The sequence below is a fragment of the Alicycliphilus denitrificans K601 genome (genome assembly GCF_000204645.1).
Classification (GTDB): Bacteria; Pseudomonadota; Gammaproteobacteria; order Burkholderiales; family Burkholderiaceae_C; genus Alicycliphilus; species Alicycliphilus denitrificans.
In genome coordinates, this window is sequence record NC_015422.1 from 1,956,017 (window position 1) to 1,974,682 (window position 18,666).

Annotated in this window: 18 protein-coding genes; 6 read left to right on the plus strand and 12 right to left on the minus strand. The window is 69.2% G+C overall.

What is annotated here, in order from left to right; genetic code table 11:
- Nucleotides 1-10: 10 nt before the first annotated feature.
- The 4 genes from ALIDE2_RS09230 to ALIDE2_RS09250 all read right to left on the minus strand — a co-directional run bounded on the left by ALIDE2_RS09230 (nucleotide 11) and on the right by ALIDE2_RS09250 (nucleotide 3,923).
- Complete coding sequence (locus ALIDE2_RS09230) at nucleotides 11-985, minus strand: Bug family tripartite tricarboxylate transporter substrate binding protein (protein ID WP_013721932.1); 975 nt, start codon at nucleotides 983-985, stop codon at nucleotides 11-13.
- A 197-nt stretch (nucleotides 986-1,182) separates the two neighbouring features.
- Nucleotides 1,183-2,040, minus strand: coding sequence for a MaoC/PaaZ C-terminal domain-containing protein (locus tag ALIDE2_RS09235; RefSeq protein WP_013721933.1), 858 nt, complete (start codon nucleotides 2,038-2,040; stop codon nucleotides 1,183-1,185).
- 388 nt (nucleotides 2,041-2,428) lie between these two features.
- Entirely contained in the window at nucleotides 2,429-3,286 is an 858-nt protein-coding gene (locus ALIDE2_RS24060; RefSeq protein WP_013721935.1) for an MmgE/PrpD family protein, read from the minus strand.
- A 211-nt stretch (nucleotides 3,287-3,497) separates the two neighbouring features.
- On the minus strand, nucleotides 3,498-3,923 hold the full coding sequence (locus tag ALIDE2_RS09250) for a helix-turn-helix domain-containing protein (protein WP_013721936.1): 426 nt from the start codon (nucleotides 3,921-3,923) through the stop codon (nucleotides 3,498-3,500).
- A 397-nt stretch (nucleotides 3,924-4,320) separates the two neighbouring features.
- On the opposite strand from ALIDE2_RS09250, the gene ALIDE2_RS09255 reads away from it, so the two are divergent.
- The 5 genes from ALIDE2_RS09255 to ALIDE2_RS09275 all read left to right on the plus strand — a co-directional run bounded on the left by ALIDE2_RS09255 (nucleotide 4,321) and on the right by ALIDE2_RS09275 (nucleotide 9,008).
- On the plus strand, nucleotides 4,321-5,073 hold the full coding sequence (locus ALIDE2_RS09255; protein ID WP_013721937.1) for an electron transfer flavoprotein subunit beta/FixA family protein: 753 nt from the start codon (nucleotides 4,321-4,323) through the stop codon (nucleotides 5,071-5,073).
- A complete protein-coding gene (locus ALIDE2_RS09260) occupies nucleotides 5,070-6,011 on the plus strand; it encodes an electron transfer flavoprotein subunit alpha/FixB family protein (RefSeq protein WP_013721938.1) in 942 nt (313 codons plus the stop codon). Before ALIDE2_RS09255 ends, ALIDE2_RS09260 begins: the two co-directional genes overlap by 4 nt.
- Before the next feature lie 34 nt (nucleotides 6,012-6,045).
- Nucleotides 6,046-6,816, plus strand: coding sequence for an enoyl-CoA hydratase/isomerase family protein (locus tag ALIDE2_RS09265; protein ID WP_013721939.1), 771 nt, complete (start codon nucleotides 6,046-6,048; stop codon nucleotides 6,814-6,816).
- A 119-nt stretch (nucleotides 6,817-6,935) separates the two neighbouring features.
- The gene (locus tag ALIDE2_RS09270) at nucleotides 6,936-7,895 is read left to right on the plus strand and encodes an NAD(P)H-dependent flavin oxidoreductase (RefSeq protein WP_013721940.1); all 960 of its coding nucleotides are present in this window, start codon (nucleotides 6,936-6,938) and stop codon (nucleotides 7,893-7,895) included.
- Between the two features lie 135 nt (nucleotides 7,896-8,030).
- Nucleotides 8,031-9,008, plus strand: coding sequence for a Bug family tripartite tricarboxylate transporter substrate binding protein (locus ALIDE2_RS09275; protein WP_013721941.1), 978 nt, complete (start codon nucleotides 8,031-8,033; stop codon nucleotides 9,006-9,008).
- 123 nt (nucleotides 9,009-9,131) lie between these two features.
- Here the strand turns inward: ALIDE2_RS09275 and ALIDE2_RS09280 are convergent, their stop codons facing one another.
- From ALIDE2_RS09280 to ALIDE2_RS09315, 8 genes are all read right to left on the minus strand, one after another.
- The gene (locus ALIDE2_RS09280; protein ID WP_013721942.1) at nucleotides 9,132-10,034 is read right to left on the minus strand and encodes an alpha/beta fold hydrolase; all 903 of its coding nucleotides are present in this window, start codon (nucleotides 10,032-10,034) and stop codon (nucleotides 9,132-9,134) included.
- A 22-nt stretch (nucleotides 10,035-10,056) separates the two neighbouring features.
- Nucleotides 10,057-11,229, minus strand: a complete 1,173-nt coding sequence (locus ALIDE2_RS09285; RefSeq protein ID WP_013721943.1) for a CaiB/BaiF CoA transferase family protein — start codon at nucleotides 11,227-11,229, stop codon at nucleotides 10,057-10,059.
- Entirely contained in the window at nucleotides 11,220-12,515 is a 1,296-nt protein-coding gene (locus tag ALIDE2_RS09290; RefSeq protein WP_013721944.1) for an acetyl-CoA hydrolase/transferase family protein, read from the minus strand. Before ALIDE2_RS09290 ends, ALIDE2_RS09285 begins: the two co-directional genes overlap by 10 nt.
- Before the next feature lie 22 nt (nucleotides 12,516-12,537).
- Nucleotides 12,538-13,992 carry an MmgE/PrpD family protein gene (locus tag ALIDE2_RS09295; protein ID WP_013721945.1) on the minus strand — a complete coding sequence of 485 codons (1,455 nt, stop codon included), beginning with the start codon at nucleotides 13,990-13,992 and terminating at the stop codon, nucleotides 12,538-12,540.
- Nucleotides 13,993-14,027: 35 nt separating this feature from the next.
- Nucleotides 14,028-15,002 carry a Bug family tripartite tricarboxylate transporter substrate binding protein gene (locus tag ALIDE2_RS09300; RefSeq protein WP_013721946.1) on the minus strand — a complete coding sequence of 325 codons (975 nt, stop codon included), beginning with the start codon at nucleotides 15,000-15,002 and terminating at the stop codon, nucleotides 14,028-14,030.
- 70 nt (nucleotides 15,003-15,072) lie between these two features.
- Nucleotides 15,073-16,338 (minus strand): CaiB/BaiF CoA transferase family protein, encoded by a 1,266-nt coding sequence (locus ALIDE2_RS09305; RefSeq protein ID WP_013721947.1) that lies wholly within the window; start codon nucleotides 16,336-16,338, stop codon nucleotides 15,073-15,075.
- Nucleotides 16,335-17,474 (minus strand): acyl-CoA dehydrogenase family protein, encoded by a 1,140-nt coding sequence (locus ALIDE2_RS09310; RefSeq protein ID WP_013721948.1) that lies wholly within the window; start codon nucleotides 17,472-17,474, stop codon nucleotides 16,335-16,337. The genes ALIDE2_RS09305 and ALIDE2_RS09310 overlap by 4 nt, the downstream gene beginning before the upstream one ends.
- Before the next feature lie 27 nt (nucleotides 17,475-17,501).
- Nucleotides 17,502-17,948: a MaoC/PaaZ C-terminal domain-containing protein gene (locus ALIDE2_RS09315; RefSeq protein ID WP_013721949.1), complete on the minus strand. Its 447-nt coding sequence runs from the start codon at nucleotides 17,946-17,948 to the stop codon at nucleotides 17,502-17,504.
- A gap of 193 nt (nucleotides 17,949-18,141) precedes the next feature.
- Here ALIDE2_RS09315 and ALIDE2_RS09320 point away from each other — a divergent pair, with 193 nt between their 5' ends.
- The gene (locus tag ALIDE2_RS09320; RefSeq protein ID WP_013721950.1) at nucleotides 18,142-18,636 is read left to right on the plus strand and encodes an FAS1-like dehydratase domain-containing protein; all 495 of its coding nucleotides are present in this window, start codon (nucleotides 18,142-18,144) and stop codon (nucleotides 18,634-18,636) included.
- Nucleotides 18,637-18,666: the final 30 nt, after the last annotated feature.

Consider the following 18,666-nt stretch of genomic DNA (forward strand, 5'->3'; position numbering starts at 1 on the left):
CGGAAGGCGTTCACTGTTCGAGCTTGATGCCGGCCCTGGCGATGATCCTGCCGTACTGGTCGTACACGGCGCGCAGCATCCTGGCCGCCTCTTCAGGCGTCGAGATGTAGGGTTCCATGACCTGCAATGCCAGCGCGTTCCTGACCTCGGGCAGCGCGAGGATGCGGTTGATCTCGGCGTTCAGCTTGGCGATGATCGGCTTGGGCGTGCCGGCTGGCGCGATGGCCATGAACCAGACGCTCATGTCGATCTCCGGCAGGCCCATCTCGGCGAAGGTCGGCACCTCGGGAAAGGCCGCGAGCCGCTTCGGCCCGGTCACCGCCAGCGGCTTCAGGCGCTTGTCCTTGGCAAAGGGCAGCGTGGTCGCCGGCGTGTCGAAGATGAAGTGCACCTGGCCGCCCATCAGGTCCTGCAGCATCTGCGGCGTGCCCTGGTACGAGACTTGGACCGCCTTGGTGCCGGTCTCCATCAGGAACAGTTCCGAGATCAGGCGCGTCACGCTGCCGCTGCCGATGGTGGCGACATTCAACTGCCCCGGCTTGTCCTTCAGCAGCGCGATGAACTCCGGGAGGGTCGAGGCTGGCACCGTCGGGTTGACGTCCAGCAGCAGCTCCGTCTTCACCAGCGTCGCCACCGGCGTGAAGTCCTTCATCGTGTCGTACGGCAGGTTCTTCAGCAGGTGCCCGTTGGCGAGATGCGAGTTGACGACCAGCATGATCGTGTAGCCGTCCGGCGGCGACTTGGCCAACGCGTGGGTCCCGATGACGGTGCTGCCGCCGGGCCGGTTGTCGACCAGCACCTGCTGCTTCCAGGCCTCGGTCAGCTTCGTCCCGACGAGGCGGGCGACGGTGCTGGTGCTGCCTCCGGGGCTGTACGGCACGATGAAGCGGATCGGCTTGGTCGGATAGTTCTCGACCTGGGCGGAGGCGAGAAAGGGGGCACTGGCCGCCACGCAGGCCAGCAAGGTCTTGAGGATCGGTCGCATGCTTGTCTCCTTCGATTTCTTGGTTGTGATTCAGTGGTCGCCCTGGTGCAGCTCGCCCGATGGCGCGCCGAGCAGGTGGTCGGCGCAGGAGGCGGTCGGTGCCGGGTCGGCGGTCGGCTTCAGGGTGGTGCACCGCCGAACGGTTCAAGCCCCTCGTCGGTCATCGCCAACTTTCCGAGGATGGAAAGGGCGCCGTCTCAGCGCAGGGTCGCGCGACCGTTGTTCAGCACGACGGTGTCGCGTTCGAGGACGCGGGCGCGGAACGACACCACCTTGTCGTCGACCCACATCTCCGTGCGGATGGTCTCGCCGGGGTACACGGGCGAGGAGAAGCGCACGTCGAAGCTGGCGAGGCGGTGCGGGTCGCCGTCGCAGAGCGCCCGGGTCACCGCCCAGGCGGCGATGCCGTAGCTCGCGAGCCCGTGCAGGATGGGCCGCTCGAAGCCGGCGGCGTGGCCTATCGCCGGCTCGGCGTGCAGGGGGTTGTAGTCGCCCGAGAGGCGGTAGATCAACGCCGCGCGCGGCTGCGTCGCGAAGTCCAGGCTGCGGTCTGGGGCGCGCGTGGGCAGCTCGTGCACGGGCTTCACCGGGCCGGCCGGTCCGCCGAAGCCCCCGTCGGCCCGGCAGAACGTGGTCGATGTCATCGTCGCGAGCGGCTCGCCCGTGGCGGCGTCGCGCACCGTGCGTTCCGAGTAGACGAGCATGCCCTTGCCGGGACCCTTGTCGACGATGCCGGTGATGCGCGTGCGGCCGATGATCTCGCCGGCCGGTGGCAGCGGCTTGTGCAGCGTCAGCCCCTGTTCACCGTGCACCAGCCGCACCCAGTCGATGCCGCTGCGCGGGTCCTTCATCCACATCCCGGGGTGGCCCAGCACGACCGCCATCGTCGGCAGCACCAGCAGATTCTTCTCGTAGACGAAGCGCAGCTCGGTCTCGTCCAGCGGGTCGGTGCCGAGGCCGATGCCCAGCGCGTACAGCATCGTGTCGCGCTCGGTGTAGCGCTGGTGCACGTCCTCGAAAGGCCAGGCCATCAGCCTGTCATAGTCAATCGCCATCTTGTTGCTCCTCAAATGGGGTCCCACGAGAACACGGCGGACGTGCTCCCGAGCGGAATGAAATCGGGCCGGATCCCTGGCGGCGAGCGCGCGGCGATGCTCTGCGGGTCCAGCGGTGGCAGGCGTGCATGCCGCGTATGGGACGCGGCAGACTCATCTGAAATATTTCGTCGGTGCGCACCGCGAAGGCGTCGTTGCCCACGCTGGCGCCCTCGGCGGCCACCAGCAGCGCGATGTCGTGGCCGATGCCGCGTCCCGCGCCTGTGAGCGCAACGACTTTGTCGTGCCGCTTGCTGCTGATGCCCATCCGTGCGATGCCTCGTTCTAGCTAACAATCGTTAGGTAAGGTTCCACAGCGGCGATGGGGAGCGTTGCACGCCCGCGCGCCTCAGTGCCGGCGGGCCGGCCGCGCCGCCAGCACGCCCGCCAGGGGCGACAAGTCGGGCAAGTCGTCGAGCTGGTCGACCAGCCGCAGCAAGCTGCGCGCGTCGGCCTCGTCGAGCACGGGCAGGGACTGGTGGCGGAAACGCACCTCCAGGTTCCGCTGTTGCTCAGTGGTGTCCTGCGGCATGGGCTGGTCCAGCTGCGGCAGGACGGCGGGCCATGGCCCCGACAGCGTCTCAGCCCCGTGGCCGTAGCCGCGTGCGGCGAGATGGACGGCGAGCAGGCCGTCCGCCGCGGCTTTGCCGGCCTGCATTGGCCGGCTCAGGCCCGCAGCCCCAAGGGCCGTTGCGCCGGCCAATGCGAACGCGGCGGCGGTGTCGGCCGCATTGAGCTGCAGCAGGTGGGCGCCGCCCGCGGCTGCGGCCAGCGCCGCCGCGCCGGGGCTGCCGGTCGCGATGCGGTCGAGCAGGTCCTGGCCAGCGGCGAACGCGGTCAGGAACGCGCGGCCGCTGTCTCCGCGCGACTCGGCCAGAGCCAGCAGCGAGGCGACCAGCACAGCCGACCCGATCGACATCGCGCCATTGCCCTCCGCTGCTTGGGACGCCGCCGCGTTGACCAGCGCTGCCTGCCGCGTCGAGGTGGCGAACCCGTGGCCGACGACGGTGGCCTGCCCGTGGCCGCCCTGCTCCAGCGCGTCCTCTGCGAGCAGGTGCACCAGCGGATCCTGCGCGCCGGACAGCGTGACGGCCATCCATGCGAACAGGGCCTGCCGCAACTGCAGTCGGCGGATGGGGCCGAGATCGCTGAAGCGCCAGGCGGCGCTGTGCTGCGCGAGTGTGAGCGTTACGGCGCTGCCTTGCATCACACACTCCTTATCTCAACGTTCCCCCCACGCCGGCGTGCGTTTCTCGCACTCCTGGCATGGCCCTCGAGCGCGTGTTCGCCCAGGTCCACCGGGGCGCAGGCGCGATATGGCGCGCGCAGCGCCGCGCTGCGCCCCATCCCGGCGCACGGACGCACCGTCTTCTTCGCTGCGCGCACGCCGTTGTTCACCGCAAGGAGGAGGGCGCCGGTCATTGCCGCGCGGCTTCCATGTGGTGATCCCGGCGGACGGTGCGGTGCGGCCGACCCTGCAGCACCTGCTGGCACATGGCGTCGAAACAGGCGCTGGAGCTGGACTGCGGCGCCCGCGGCGCGCGGCGCTCGGCCGCCTCGCTCTGGCGCGCGGCGACCAGTTGCGCGCCCATCGCGAGCGACTCCGGGCCCAGCCGGTACAAGCCGTCCTTGCGCTGCAGGTAGCAATGCGCGGTGAGACCGCGCAGCAGCGAGAGCACGCTGGTCTTGGGCGCCTCCAGCGCCGCGCTGAGCTGCGCGAGCGAGAGGCCGCCCGGCCGATCCGCTAGCAGACGAAGCAGGTGCAAGACGCGCGTCAGCGCCATCGGCGCACGGTCCTCGCCCAGGGTGTTCCGCTGCGGGTTTGCGCCACTGTTGAGGTCCATGCTGCACATGCTCCTTTTTCTTGTTGCGTTCGAATCTACGAACGGTATGGTGATTTAAAGAATACTCCGGGACCTGCGCCACGGTCAAACAGGCTTTCCCTTGCATCCCTCTGGCAGGCAGCCACCCAGAGGGCGGTCCACTCGGACGTCGCATGGCGTCGCGATGCGGCACCCACGAACGAAGTTCGAATATGCGAACAACGCTGACGACAAAGCGGACGGGGCGAGACCGCTGCAGGACGTGTGCGCTGTCGATCTGAGCGTGAACGCGCATGGTCCGCACGCGACTCCCCCTCGGCGATCCGGAGGCCGACGTCGCGCGTCGCTGCGCTCCTGCCATTGCGCCGTTTGCCTAACGCTTGTTAGACTGGCGGCCCTTGCGAGCATTGGAGAAGCAGTGAAGGTATTGGTGGCTGTGAAGCGGGTGCTGGACTACAACGTGAGGGCCCGCGTGAAGTCCGACGGTTCCGGGGTCGACCTGGCAAATCAGAAGATGTCGATGAACCCCTTCGACGAGATCGCCTGTGAGGAGGCGGTGCGGCTGAGGGAGGCCGGTGTCGCGAGCGAGGTCATCGCGGTCTCGTGCGGGCCTGCCGCCTGTCAGGAGACGCTGCGCAGCGCGATGGCGATGGGGGCCGATCGCGCCGTGCTGGTCGAGACTTCCGAGGCGCTGGAGCCGCTCGCGGTCGCCAAGCTGATGCGCCATGTCGCGCAGAAGGAAGGGGTGACGCTCGCGATCTTCGGCAAGCAGGCGATCGACGGCGACGCCGGCCAGACCGGCCAGATGTTCGCCGCGCTGATGGGATGGCCGCAGGCGACCTTCGCTTCCAAGGTGGAGGCCGCCGACGGCGGGCTCGCCGTTACCCGCGAGATCGACGGTGGGCTCGAGACGCTGCAGCTCGAGCTGCCGGCGGTGGTCACGACCGACCTGCGCCTGAACGAGCCGCGCTTTATCACCCTGCCCAGCATCATGAAGGCGAAGAAGAAGCCGATGGAAGTGCTCGAAGCCGCCGCGCTGGGCATCGACATCGCGCCGCGCCTGAAAACGCTCAAGGTGATGGAGCCCGCGGCGCGCAAGGCCGGCGTGCAGGTCGCCGACGTGAACGGACTGGTCAAGAAGCTGAAGGAAGAAGCGAAGGTGATTGCATGAGCATCCTGGTCATAGCCGAACATGACAACGCGGCGCTCAACCCGTCGACCCTGAATACGCTGAGCGCTGCCACCCGCCTGGGTGGCGACGTGCGGCTGCTGGTGGCCGGCAGCGGCTGCAGCGCGGTCGCGCGGTCGGCGGCCGGCATCGCCGGGGTCGCCAAGGTGCTGCTGGCCGACGCCGAGCACCACCAGTCCCAACTCGCCGAGACGCTGGCGGAGCTGGTCGTCGAGGTGGTGCGTGCCGACGCCGATTGCACTCACGTGCTGGCGCCCAGCACGTCCTTCGGCAAGAATGTGCTGCCGCGCATCGCCGCGCTCCTCGACGTGTCGCAGGTCTCCGACGTCGTCGCCATCGAAACGCCCGACACCTTCGTGCGTCCGTTCTATGCGGGCAATGCGCTGGCGCGGGTCCAGTCCAGCGACCGGATCAAGGTGCTGAGCATCCGCACGACGGCCTTCGACGCCGCCTTGGCGGGTGGCGGCGCGACCATCGAGAACGTGGCGTCGACGCCGCGGGCCCATCCCCACACGCGTCTCGTGGGGCGCGAGGTGGTGAAGTCGGAGCGGCCGGCGCTCGCGGCGGCCTCGATCGTCGTGTCGGGCGGCCGCGGCATGGGCTCCGCGGAGAACTTCAACGCGGTGCTTGAGCCGCTGGCGGACAAGCTCGGCGCCGCGCTTGGCGCGTCGCGCGCGGCGGTCGACGCCGGCTACGCGCCCAACGACTTCCAGGTCGGGCAGACCGGCAAGATCGTCGCGCCGACACTGTACGTGGCGGTGGCCATCTCCGGGGCGATACAGCACCTCGCCGGGATGAAGGACAGCAAGGTCATCGTCGCGATCAACAAGGACCCCGAAGCGCCGATCTTCCAGGTGGCCGACTACGGCCTCGCGGCGGATCTGTTCACCGCCGTGCCGGAGCTCGTGACGGCCCTTTGATGAGAGATGAGGTCCGTCGAAAAAGGAGAACATCGTGACGGTTCGAGTGGAAATCGACGCCGGCATTGCCCGGGTCACCCTGGACGCCCCCGCGCGCCGCAATGCGTTGAGCGCCGAGATGAAGGACCGGCTGATCGCCACGTTCCAAGGGTTCGCGGAGGATGACCGCGTGCGGGCCGTCATCCTCACCGGCGCCAACAACGCCTTCTGCTCGGGCGCGGATGTGACGTCCTTCGGAGCGTCGGACATCCGCGGCGGGCGCCGCCGGCTGGCCTCCGCCCACGCCCTGATCCGCGCGATGGTCCACCTGGAGAAGCCCATCATCGCCGCGGTGCGCGGGCCGGCTGTCGGCATCGGCTGGAGTCTTGCGCTGGCCAGCGACTACATCCTCGCGACGCCCACCGCGAAGTTCGGGCAGCTCTTCAGGAACGTCGGCCTCGCGCCCGACGGTGGCGCCGCCTTTTTGCTCGCGCAGTACGTCGGCGTGCTGCGCGCCAAGGAGCTGGTGATGTCGGCACGCATCGTGACCGGCGAGGAGGCGATGCGCCTGAACCTGCTGACGGAGCTGGTCGCCGAAGACCAGCTCGACCAGCGCGCAAGCGCGATTGCGACCGACCTCGCGGCGTCGGCGGGCCTGGCGCTCGGCATGGCCAAGCGCCTGTTCGTGGGCACTGCGGGAGTCGGCATCGATGCCTTCCTCGAGCTCGAGTCGCACGTGCAGAACCAGCTGCTCGCGAGCCGCGACCACAAGGAAGGCGCCGCCGCCTTCGTCGCAAAGCGCCCACCGAAGTTCGAAGGTCGCTGAGAACCGGGGCGCGCGGTGTTCCGACCGATCCCCATGTCCAGCCAGCCGATTGCAAGCGATGTTCGCGGCCCCTGCTGCCTGCCCGGCGCCCGCGAGAACAACAAGGAGACCGACAGAAGATGGGCACGCTGAAAATTCTCGACGGCAAGCTGCGGCTGCCCGTGATCTGCTCGCCGATGTTCACCGTGTCGTATCCGGCATTGGTCGCCGCGCAGTGCAAGGCCGGTGTCGTCGGCTCGTTCCCGGCGCTCAACGCACGCCCCGAACCGGAGCTGGGGCGCTGGCTGACCGAGCTGAAGGCCGAGCTCGCCGCCCATGCGGCCGCCAACCCTCACCAGAAGGTGGCTCCCTTTGCCGTCAACCAGATCATCAAGAAGGACAACACGCGGCTCGAGCACGATCTGGCGGTGTGCGCGAAGCACCAGGTGCCGATCACCATCACCAGCCTGCGTGCACCCAACGAACTGGTGCAGGAGATCCACGGCTACGGCGGCGTGATCCTGCATGATGTCGTCAACCTGCGGCACGCGATGAAGGCACTCGAAGGCGGCGTCGACGGGCTGATCCTGGTCGCCGCCGGTGCCGGCGGGCATGCCGGGCGCCTCAATCCCATCGCATTCGTCAACGAGGTCCGCAAGCACTACGACGGGCCGATCGCGCTGTCGGGCACGATCTCGAATGGGGCCGGCATCCTGGCGGCGCAGGCGATGGGCGCCGACTACGCCTACATCGGCACCCGCTTCATCGCCACCACCGAATCGAATGCCAGCGAGCCCTACAAGCAGGGGGTCCTGCAGGGCAACGCCGAGGACGTGATCTACACCGACTACTTCTCGGGGGTGCACGCCAACTACCTGCGCGCCAGCATCGTCGCCGCGGGCCTCGACCCCGAGAACCTGCCGACCTCTTCGGGCCAGCGGCCGCTGCTGCGCACCAGCGCCTGGAAGGACGTGTGGGGCGTGGGCCAGGGGATTGGCTCGATTGCCGACATCCCCGATGTGGCGACCCTCGTAGCGCGCATGGAGGCGGAATACCAGGCGGCCAGGGACAAGCTGCTGCGCTCGTACGAGGGAGCGTAGACGGTCGGTTGGCGTTCCTCTCATAGTGAAATTTGGGTATTCATAACGAAATTCGCTCGGTATGATGTTTTGGCAGACAGCACAGGCCCGGGGGCGGTTCCGCCCGCGGAGCGGACACCCCCACAGGAGACTGCAATGAAGCGACGTCCTTTCTCGGCGTTGATCGCACTCGCCGCCGGCTGCGTATTGAGCGGCCCGCTGACCGTCGTGGCCCAGGCGGGCTATCCCGACAAGACGGTGCGCATCGTCGTGCCGTACCCGCCAGGCGGCGCCACCGACCTGTCCGCCCGATTGCTGGCCGGCGAGATGGGGAAGCTGCTGGGCCAGAGCGTGATCGTGGAGAACAAGCCCGGAGTGGCTGGCGTGATCGGCACGGACCTCGTGGCCAAGTCGCCGGCGGACGGCTACACGCTGGTGTTCGGCGGCGCGGGCAACCTCACGCTGCGGCCGATCATGGATCCGAAGCTCTCGTACAAGGTGGACAAGGACCTGCAGGCGATCAGCCACGTGGTCACCTACGACCACCTGCTGGTGGTGCGCAACGGCCTGCCGGCGCGCAACGTCCAGGAGTTCGTGCAACTGGCCAAGGACCGCAAGCTGAGCTACGGATCCTCCGGTTCGGGCGGGCCGCAGCACCTGGCGATGGAGCTGTTCAAGTCCATGACGCGCACGGACATGACGCACGTCCCCTACAAGGGCGAGAGTCCCGCCATGCTGGACCTGGTGGGTGAGCGCGTGGACGCGGCGATCGTGTCGACCGCCGTGGCCGCGCAACTGGTCAAGGGCGGCAAGGTGCGGGCGATCGCCGCGGCCAACCCCTACCGTTCCCGGATGTTCCCCGAGCTGCCGACGATCGCGGAAGCCGGCGTGCCCGGCTACGAGGTCGAGATCTACGGCGGCCTGCTGGCGCCGGCGCACACGCCCACGCCGGTCATCGAGAAACTGCAGCGCGCCGTGGTCGCCGCGATGAAGGCACCGGCCTTGCAGCAGCAGTTCACCGAGGCAGGCCTGATTCCCATCGGCGGAACGGCCGCCGACTTCACGCGTCTGCTGAAGAAGGAGCGCGAGAAGTGGGAGCCGATCATCAAGGCATCGGGCGCCACCCTGGAGTGACGCGCCGCGGCCCCGCACGGCGGGGCCGGCGTCCTCAGCAGGACTTCGGCAGCCCGAGCACCTTCTCGGCGATGTTGCACACCGTCGTTCGTCCTGCTTCCTGGAAATCGAGGTCGGCGCCGATCAGCGCGTACGGGCGGCCTTCCAGTTGGCCAGTTGCGCTCGCAAGGCCGTGACCAGGGCGAGCGGTTCGTCCAACATGACGTGGTGGCGCGCGTTGGGGATCTCCACCAGCGGCAGCCGACCGTCGAACTGTTCACGGCTCACCTGGCGTTCCCACGCGCCGAAGCGCGCGCTCAGCGCGCCCCACATCAGGGCCACCGGGCAGCGCATGCGCAGCAGGTCGTCGACGTAATCCAGGCGGCGCGGGTGCGTGAGCGCCGCAGGATCGAATTTCCAGCGCCAGCCGCCGGCCTCCGGCTTGATCGCCGTCTGCGCGATGTGCTCGAGATAGAAGTCGCAAGTGACCGGCTGGTCGGGCAGCACCCGGAAGCGGCGCAGCGCGGTCGCGCGGTCCGGGTAGATGCGCGGCACGGGGCTGGACTGCACGTAGGAGGCGAAGGTGGCACCGTCCTTCTCGCGCGGCGGCGAGTCGAGCACCACGAGCCCCGCCATGCGCTCGCCGTGCGCACAGCCGGCCATGATCGCCACATAGCCGCCCAGGCTGTGGCCGACCACCACGGGCGGCCGGCCCGGGGCCAGCGCGTCGGCGACCGCCATCACGTGCTCGGCATAACGCTCGCGCGCGTAGCGGCCGCAATGGCTGCTGTCGCCCATGCCGCCCAGGTCCGGCGCGATCACGTGGTGGTCGTCCGCCAGCAGCGGAGCGACGAAGCGCCACCACTCCGCGCTCGCCGCGTTGCCGTGCACCAGGACCAGCGGGGGCAAGGCCGCATCGCCCCAGGCGAGGTAGTGGATGGAGCTGCCGTCCACTTCCAGGAAGCCCTCGCGGTTGGGCATGGCCCGCGCTGCTTCGGCCCACTCGGGCAGCGCGCTTGGTTCGGTGGCCGCGTCCGCGGCAAGCATTGCTTGATCTTCTCTCATCGGGTCAGGAGGTGGTGGCATCGGGGCCGATCACGCCGGCGGCGCGCAGCGCTTGCAGCCGTGCTGCGGGAATGCCCCAGGCGGCCGCCGTGGCCTCGCCGCCCGCGCCGCGCTTCGGCGGCGCCGCCCCCACCGCGCCTGGCGTGCGCGAGAAGCGCGGCGCAGGGGCGGGCTGCGTCACGCCGTCCTGCAAGACGAAGCTGCCGCGCGCTGCGTTGTGCGGGTGCCGCGGCGCCTCGTCGCGGTCCAGCACCGGCGTCACGCAGGCGTCGCTGTCCTCCAGCAGCTCGCACCATTCGCCCCGCGTGCGGGTGGCGAAGAGTTCCGCCAGCATGGCGCGGCCCTCCTGCCAGGTGGAGGGATCGTCCAGCCGCGCCAGCGCTTCGGGCGGCAGCCCGGTGCGTTCGGCGAAGACGGCGCGGAACTTGGGTTCGATGGCGGCGAAGGCGATGTACGCCCCGTCCGCGCACGCATAGGTGGCGTAATGGGGCGCGCCGCCATCCAGCAGGTTGTGGCCGCGTGGGGCGGCATGCAGCCCCGCCGCGTACATGCCGAACATCGAGGTCATGAGCACGGCCGTGCCTTCGACCATCGAGGCGTCGATCACCTGGCCCAGACCCGAGCGGTTGCGCTCCACCAGCGCGCAGGCGATCCCGAAGGCGAGGTTCAGGGCACCGCCCGCATAGTCGGCCAGCAGGTTGAGCGGTGCGGCCGGCTTCCCATCCGCCGGCCCGAGCGCGTGCAATGCGCCCGACAGGGCGAGGTAGTTCAGGTCGTGGCCAGCCAGCTCGTGCAAGGGGCCGTCCTGGCCATAGCCCGTCATGCGCCCGTACACCAGGCCGGGATGGCGGGCCATGCAGGCCTGCGGCCCCAGGCCGAGCCGCTCCATGGTGCCCGGACGGAAGCCCTCGATCAGCACGTCGGCGGCGGCCGCCAGGTCGCTCACCAGCGCGACGCCGTCCGCCTGCTTCAGGTCGACGGCCAGTGATCGCTTGCCGCGATGCGGCAGTTCGAAGCGGCGCGGCCGCGCGATGCCGATGTTGGCCGGCTCCAGCCTCTCCACCAGCAGTACCTGCGCGCCCATGTCGGCCAGCAGCATGCCGCACATCGGACCGGGCCCGATACCGGCCAGTTCCACCACCCGTACGCCGGCGAGCGGCCCACCCTTCAATGCCATGCCCTCTGTCCCCATGTCGATAGTCGCCATGCGTGGCGCAAGCTGTTGCGAAATGCCGGCGCCGCGATCGCGATCAGGCGCTCGGCGCGTTGTCCCAGCGTGGCGTGGCGCAGGTCGGCCACGCCGAACTCCGTCACCACGACGTCCACATCGGCACGGCCCACGGTGGCCGGGCCGTCCAGGTCGACGACGATGCGGCTGCGCCTGCCGCCCTCGGCGGTGGCCGGCAGCACGGTGATGGCGCGGCCGCCGCTGTCCGACTGGCGCGCCGCCTGGCAGAAATCCAGCAGTCCGCCGATGCCGCCGCGCTGGCGCCCGCCGACCGCTTCGCTGTTCACCTGGCCCGTGAGGTCGACCTGCAGGGCGCCGTTGACGGCGTGCAGGCAGTGCATGCGCGCCAGCACTTCGGGCGCATGGGTGGACGTGCCGGGGCGCACTTGCACTCCCGGGTTGTCGTGGACCCAGCGATAGAGATCCGCGGTGCCGATGACCGTGTTGGTCACCGACACGCCGGCGTCCATGCCCTTGCGGGCATTGGTCAGCGCTCCCTGCTGCACCAGCAGGGCGGCGGCATCGCCGAACACGCCGGAGTGCAGGCCCAGGTCGCGGTGCTGCCGCAGCTGCAGGAACAGCGCATCGGGCAGGCTGCCGAAGCCGGCCTGCAGCGTGGCGCCATCGGGCACCAGGCCGGCGACGTGCCGGCCGATCGCGAGCTCCACCTCGCTGCCGGCGGCAGCCGGCAGGGCCAGCGGCCCCGCTTCGGCCTGCACCCAGTGGTCGATGCGAAGGTCTGGGGGCAGTTCCGCGCCATGCGTCCAGGGCACGTCGGGGTTGAGTTCGGCGACCACCAGGCGGGCCCGCCGCGCAGCATCGACGCAGTAATCGTGCGCCAGGCCCAGGCTGGGCCGTCGGCCGGCGGGGCCGGGCGCGAGCTGCAACAGGACCACGTCCGCTCGCAGCTGGCCGGACCGGAACAGGGGCGCGATGCGGCTGTAGCGATCCGGCAGCACCTCCAGCAAGCCGCGATCGGCCAGCGAGGCGTTGTGGCCGAGGGTGCCGTAGGAGAGGAAGCGCAGGCTCGCCGGCAGCGGGCCGTCGAAGGTGCGCGTCATGGTCGCGCCCAGGAACACCGTGGCCTCGGCCACGCCCGGACCCTCCGCCACCAGCTTGCGGGTGAGCGTGAGCGGCTCCGCCGCGGCCTGGCCGCACACGATGTGGTCGCCGGGCCTGAGCAGCCCGTGGAAACTGAATCCGGCGGCGGCGACGAGGGGGCCGGGCTGGGTCATGCGCAACGCGCGGCTGCGCGGTTCACGCGAGCGCGGCGGACGGGGCCGTCGCGGGCGGGTGGCGTGGCGCCGGCGCGGTGAGGGCCATCAGCGTGCCGAAGTCCCGCACCGCCTCCAGCCCGAACACCGCGTCGACGAGCGCATCGGCCTGTGCGGGGGCGAGGCGGCCCTCGGCGTTGTCGCGGAACTTGGCGATCAGCTCGGCGTCCGTCATCGCGGTCGACGGGTCGGGTGACGGGCTGCCCTTAGGGAAGCGCTTCTCGCCCGTGAAGGTGGTGCCGCGCGCGCGTACCTCCACCCTGGCGGGGCGGCTGCCCCCGTGGCCGGTGAGCAGCTTGACGTAGTCGGGATGGACCTCGTGCGTCACCTTCTCCATCAGCGCCAGGACGGAGGGCTGGAATACGAGGGCCGGGTCCTGCCAGGCCCTCGCCGTCGGTGGGCAGTGCGCGGCCAGCGCGATGCCGTGCGCGATGCTGAACTGCGCATCCATCACGTCGTGGATCTCGCGATTGAGCCAGATCGGCCGTTCGACCATCCCCTCGACCCACACCTTGATGCCGTCGATTTCCTCGCGCCGCAAGGCCTGCGTGCGCACGATGTCGATCAGCACGTCGGCCAGGGCATGCAGCACGCGGCAGTGCGCATAAGGCTTGTACGAGGTCTCGCCCGGGAAGTGCCATTCGCGGCCCAGTCCGGCGGTGATCACCTCGGGCTCCCAGCGCCGCGTGCCCATGAAGCGCGCATAGCCGACCTCGCGGTCATCCAGGAGCATGCGGTCGCCCCGGTGGCCCAGCGCCGCCATGTGGGCGGCGGTGAGGGCGGCCTGCGTGAGCGCGCCGCCCAGCAGGTACTTGATGGTCGAACTCGGCGCATGGTCGAACCAGGCCATCTGCGCATTCACCGGCGAGATGGAGCCGGCGATGCCCAGCGCGTGCGCCATCACCTCGGTCGAGAGACCTTGCAGCATCCCGATAGCGGCGGTGGCGCCGAAGACGGTGCTGCTGTAGCCGTACACCGGCGGCGTCGCCACCTTGCCGTCCTGCGTGTCGCGCAGGTAGTCCATGGCCTTGCCGAGGCGCCACGACATCTCGTGCGCGACCGCGATCGCGCGCAGCACGTCCTGCCCGCCCAGGCCGCGCTCCTCGGCGACCGCCAGCGCGCCGGGCAGCACGTAGGGCGTCACATGGCCCGGGGGCAGGATGGCATCCATGTCCAGCGCGTTGATCAGTTCGGCGTTGGCGAACGCCGCGCCGAAGATGTTGAGCCGGTCGCCGGTGCCGATGATCGTCGCGCGGCCGGTGGCACCCTGCAGGCGGCCGTAGTCGATGCCGATGCGGCCCTTGGGCGAGTCGGTGGCGGCAAGCGCCGCCCCGATCGAGTCCAGCAGCAGCCGCTTGCATTCGGCCACCACGGCCGGCGGCAGGTCCGCATGGCGCACCTGCGTGAACGCGGCCAGTTGTTCGACGAGAGTCGCCATGCTTGTCCTCAGGCGCAGTGCGGGGCGCTGCCGGATCACTCCGGCTCGATGCCGGCGTTCTTCACCAGGCGCGCCCAGCGCGCGAGCTCCGCCTTCTGGAAGGCCGCGAGTTCTTCGCGGGTCGAGGGAATGGGCTTCCAGGCGTTGGCGCCGAAGTACTTGGCCGCCTCCGGCGTGCGCATGATGTCGGCGATCATCTTGCTCAGCTTGTCCGCGATGTCGGGCGGCGTGCCCTTCGGGGCGAAGGCAGCCAGCCAGCCGTTGGTCTCGTAGCCCTTCACGCCCTGTTCGGCGATGGTGGGGATCTCCTCGTAGCCGGGCATGCGCTCCTTCGTGGAGACGCCGAGTGCCTTGAGCTTGCCGGCCTTCACCAGCGGCATCACGGCGGGGGCATCGCCGAACACCATGTCGATCTGGCCGCCGATCACGTCGGTGATGGCCGCGGGAAGCGCCTTGTACGGTACGTGCAGCAGGTCGACGCCGGCCAGTTCGCGCAGCACCTCGCCGCCCGCGCGCGAGGAGGAGTTGCCGCTGCCGAAAGTCATCTTCCTGGTCTTCGCCAGGGCGAGCAGCTCCTGCACGTTGTTCGCGGGGGTGCTCGGCGCCACGACCAGCACCACGCCGCCGATGGTCACGCCCGACAGCGGCACGAAATCGGCCACAGGGTCGTAGGGCAGCTTCTTGAACAGCGCGCTGTTGGCCGCGTGCGTGGTGTTGGTGCCGATGGTGAAGGTGTAGCCGTCGGCCGGCTGGCTCAGCAGGTACTGCAGTGCGATGAAGCCGTTGGCGCCTGCCCTGTTATCCACCACCACGGGCTGCTTGTAATGGTCGGTGATCTTCTGGGCGATGTAACGCGCGGCCTGATCGGTGGTGGTGCCGGCGGCGAAAGGAACGATGATGCGCATCGGCCGGCTGGGAAAGGTGGCGGCGGTCTGCGCGAAGGCCGCGCAAGCGGCGCCGAACAGCGCGGCGCCTGCCAGCAGGCCGCGCAGGGAGGAGCGGAGGTTCACGGTTTGTCTCCTGAAGTTTATGTGGCCGGGGCTTAAGTCCTCTGCTGGCCAGTTTCCGATGGGGCCTTGCTCACGGTGTTTCCTTGACGAAGCCTTGCGCGATCCATTCCGCGATCTCGGCGTCGCTCGCCCCCAGCACGCGGCGCAGGACGTCGCGGGTGTGCTGTCCGAGCAGCGGCGGCGCGTTCTCGTAGCGGATCGGCGTTTCCGAGAAGCGCATCGGGTTGGCCACCGAGGGGATCTCGCCGGCGCGTTTGTGCGCCAGCGTCAGCTGCATGCCGCGGGCCTTGACCTGCGGGTCGGCGAATACGCGGTCGATCGTGTTGATCGGACCGCAGGGGACGTCCACCGACTCCATGGCCGCCACCCATTCGTCGACGGTGCGGGTGCGGGTGCGCTCGGCCATCAGCGGCAGCAGGGCGTCGCGGTTGGCCACCCGCAGCGCGATGGTGGTGAAGCGCGGGTCGGCCGCCTCGGCTTCGAGCCCCAGCACCTGCATGGCGCGGCGGAACTGGGCGTCGTTGCCGACGGCCAGGATGAACTGGCCGTCGCTCGCCGGGAAGTACTGGTACGGCACGATGTTGGGGTGGCCGTTGCCCATGCGGGTGGGTGCCTTGCCGGTCGTGAGGTAGTTCATTGACTGGTTCACGAGCACCGCCACCTGCACGTCGAGCATGCCGATGTCCAGGTGCTGGCCGATGCCGGTGAGGTCGCGATGTCGCATCGCCGCGAGGATGCCGAGGGCGGCATACATGCCGGACATCACGTCGGCCAGGGCGACGCCCGCGCGCTGCGGCCCGCCGCCCGGCTTGTCGTCGGGCTCGCCGGTGACGCTCATGAGGCCGCCCATGCCCTGGATCAGGTAGTCGTAGCCGGCGCGCTGCTTGTAGGGCCCGGTCTGGCCGAAGCCGGTGATCGAGCAGTACACGAGCCGCGGCAGTTCGGCATGCAGCGTGGCGTAGTCCAGGCCATAGCGCGCCAGGCCGCCGACCTTGAAGTTCTCCACCAGGATGTCGCAGCGCGCGGCGAGCGCCCGCACCAGCTTCTGGCCCTCGGGCGTGGCGATGTCGATGGCCACCGACTGCTTGCCGCGGTTGGCCGCCAGGAAGTAGGCGGCGTCGACGGGCTCGCCGGAGTGCTGGTCGCGCACGAAGGGCGGGCCCATCTGGCGGGTGTCGTCGCCGCCGTTCGGGTGCTCGATCTTGATGACCTCGGCGCCGAGGTCGGCCAGGTTCTGGGTGGCCCAGGGGCCCGCCAGGATACGCGTGAGGTCCAGCACGCGCAAGCCGGCCAGCGGGGCGGCGGGGGTCGTCGGGGAAGCGGTCGGCGTGGTCACAGGCTCAGCGACTTGGCGATCAGGGTACGTTGGATCTGCGAGGTGCCGCCGCCGATGGTGGACTGCATGCCTTCGCGGAAGTAACGCTCCATGTCCGCTTCGGGCAGCATGCTGTGGCCGCCCAGGATCTGCATGCCGTTGCGGGTGACCGTCTGCAGCGTCTCGGAGGCGATCAGCTTGGCCATCGAGACCTCGCGCTGGCAGGGCTCGCCGCGGGAGGCCATGTCGGCGGCGCGATACACCATCAGGCGCGCGGCGTCCACCGCGGTCTGCATGTCCGCCAGCATGTGGCGGATCACCTGGAAGTCGTAGATCGGCTTGTCGAACTGGATGCGTTCGTGCGCGTATTTCAGCGCATCGCTCACGGCCTGCTGCGCGTTGCCCACGTAAGCGGCGGAGACGGCGATGCGTTCGAGCTCCAGGTGATCGGTGATGATCTTCCACCCGTCGCCCGGCTGGCCCAGCAGGTTGGCCGGCGGCACCACAGCGCCATCGGCGAAGATCTCGGTCGTGCCGGTGGCGCGGCGCGCCATCGTGGGCAGGCGGCGGATGTCCAGCCCCGGCGTGTCGTTGGGCACGAGCAGCACGGTGAGGCCCTTGTGCTTGGCTGCGGCCTTGTCGCTGCGCGTGAGCATCGCGATCACCGTGTTGCGGGCGGCGGCGCCGGAGCACCACAGCTTCTGGCCCGTGATGCGCCAGCCCTCGGGCGTCTCCTCCGAGCGGGTGCGGGTGTTGGCCGCGTCGGAGCCGGCGGACGGCTCGGAGATGGAGATCGAGAAGCGGATGTCGCCCTTCATGAAGGCGGGCAGGAAGCGTTCCTGCTGTTCGCGCGTGCCGAACTTGCAGATGTTCATGGCGGTGAACGTCGACACCATGAAGGCGGTGGCGAAGTCGAAGCCGTAGCGCGCCAGGCCTTCGCACATCAGCGCGTAGTCGAAGATGCTGCCGCCGTCGCCGCCGTTCTCCTCCGGCACCAGCAGCCGCAGCCAGCCCATGCGGGCCACCTTCTCATACGCTTCGTAGGGGTAGTTGCGATTGACGTCGCACTCGCGCACGTACTCGCGCGTGATCTCGTCCTGCATCACGCGGTCGACGGTGTCCTTCCACAGTTGCTGTTCCGGGCTCAGGAAATTCATGGCTTCGCTTGTCTCCAGGATGGGGTGTCAGTCGACGATGAGGCGCTCGCGGCGGATCAGCAGCGTGAACTCGCAGCTCAAGACCCGTTCCGAGCGCTGGTTCACCGCCCACAGCTGGGCGGTCACCACGCCGTGCTTGTCGCCCTTGTCGCGCATGGCGATGATTTCGCTTTCCGCGTGCAGGGTGTCGCCGATGAAGGTGGGCTTGAGGAAGCGCAGCTTGTCGACGCCGTAGAACGCTTCGACGACGGCGGAGTCGAAGCCGAACAGCGCGTTGCTGATGACGAACACCAGTCCTCCCTGCACCACCCGCTGGCCGAACATCGACTTCTTGGCGAATTCGGCATTGGCGTGGATCTCCAGCCAGTTCCCGGTCAGCCCGCAGAAATTGACCACATCGGTCTCGGTGATCGTGCGGCCGCGGGATCGGGCCCGCTGCCCGATCGCGAGTTCCCCGTAGGGGAGATTCATCATCTTCGCTGTTCCTTCAGAACGAAATATAGGCCAACGAAGTGGAATTAGAGCAACGCCGCCAGGCACTGTCAAGCTCGGTTCCGCTAGTGCTCCGAGCTGTGGCCGTGGCGTCGCTGCCTTGACAACTGCATCCATGCGCGCTGTAATTTCACTTGGCACTTGCTAATTTCATTCTGAACACACGGCGGATTCAATGAAGACACCCATCCTGAAGGACAAGAACGGGCTCCAGATCATGGGGGTCGGCCTCCACTGGAACGACGTCGAGGTCGGCGACCGCTTCCGCACGCTGGGCAAGACCATCACGGAAGCAGACATCGCCATGTACGTGGCCGCCGTCGGCATGGTGGAAGAGATGTTCACCAACGTCGAATACATCAAGGAGGTGTCGGTGATCGGCTCGCGGCCCGTGCCCGGCTCCCTGGTGTTCTGCACCGCCGAAGGGCTGCTGATGCAAAGCACCATGCAGCGCACCGGCATGGCCTTCCTCGAAGCCGACGTGAAGGTCCACAAGCCGACCACCGCGGGCGACACCATCCACGTGGAATGCGAAGTCGTCGAGGCGCGGGCGACCAGCAAGGCGGACCGCGGCCTGCTGCGCACCTCCAACAAGGTCGTCAATCAGCGCGGCGAAGTGGTGCTCACGTACAACCCGCTGCGCATGGTGAAGACGCGCCCCGCCGCCTGAGCCGCTCGCCACGCCACCCAGAACTCCAAG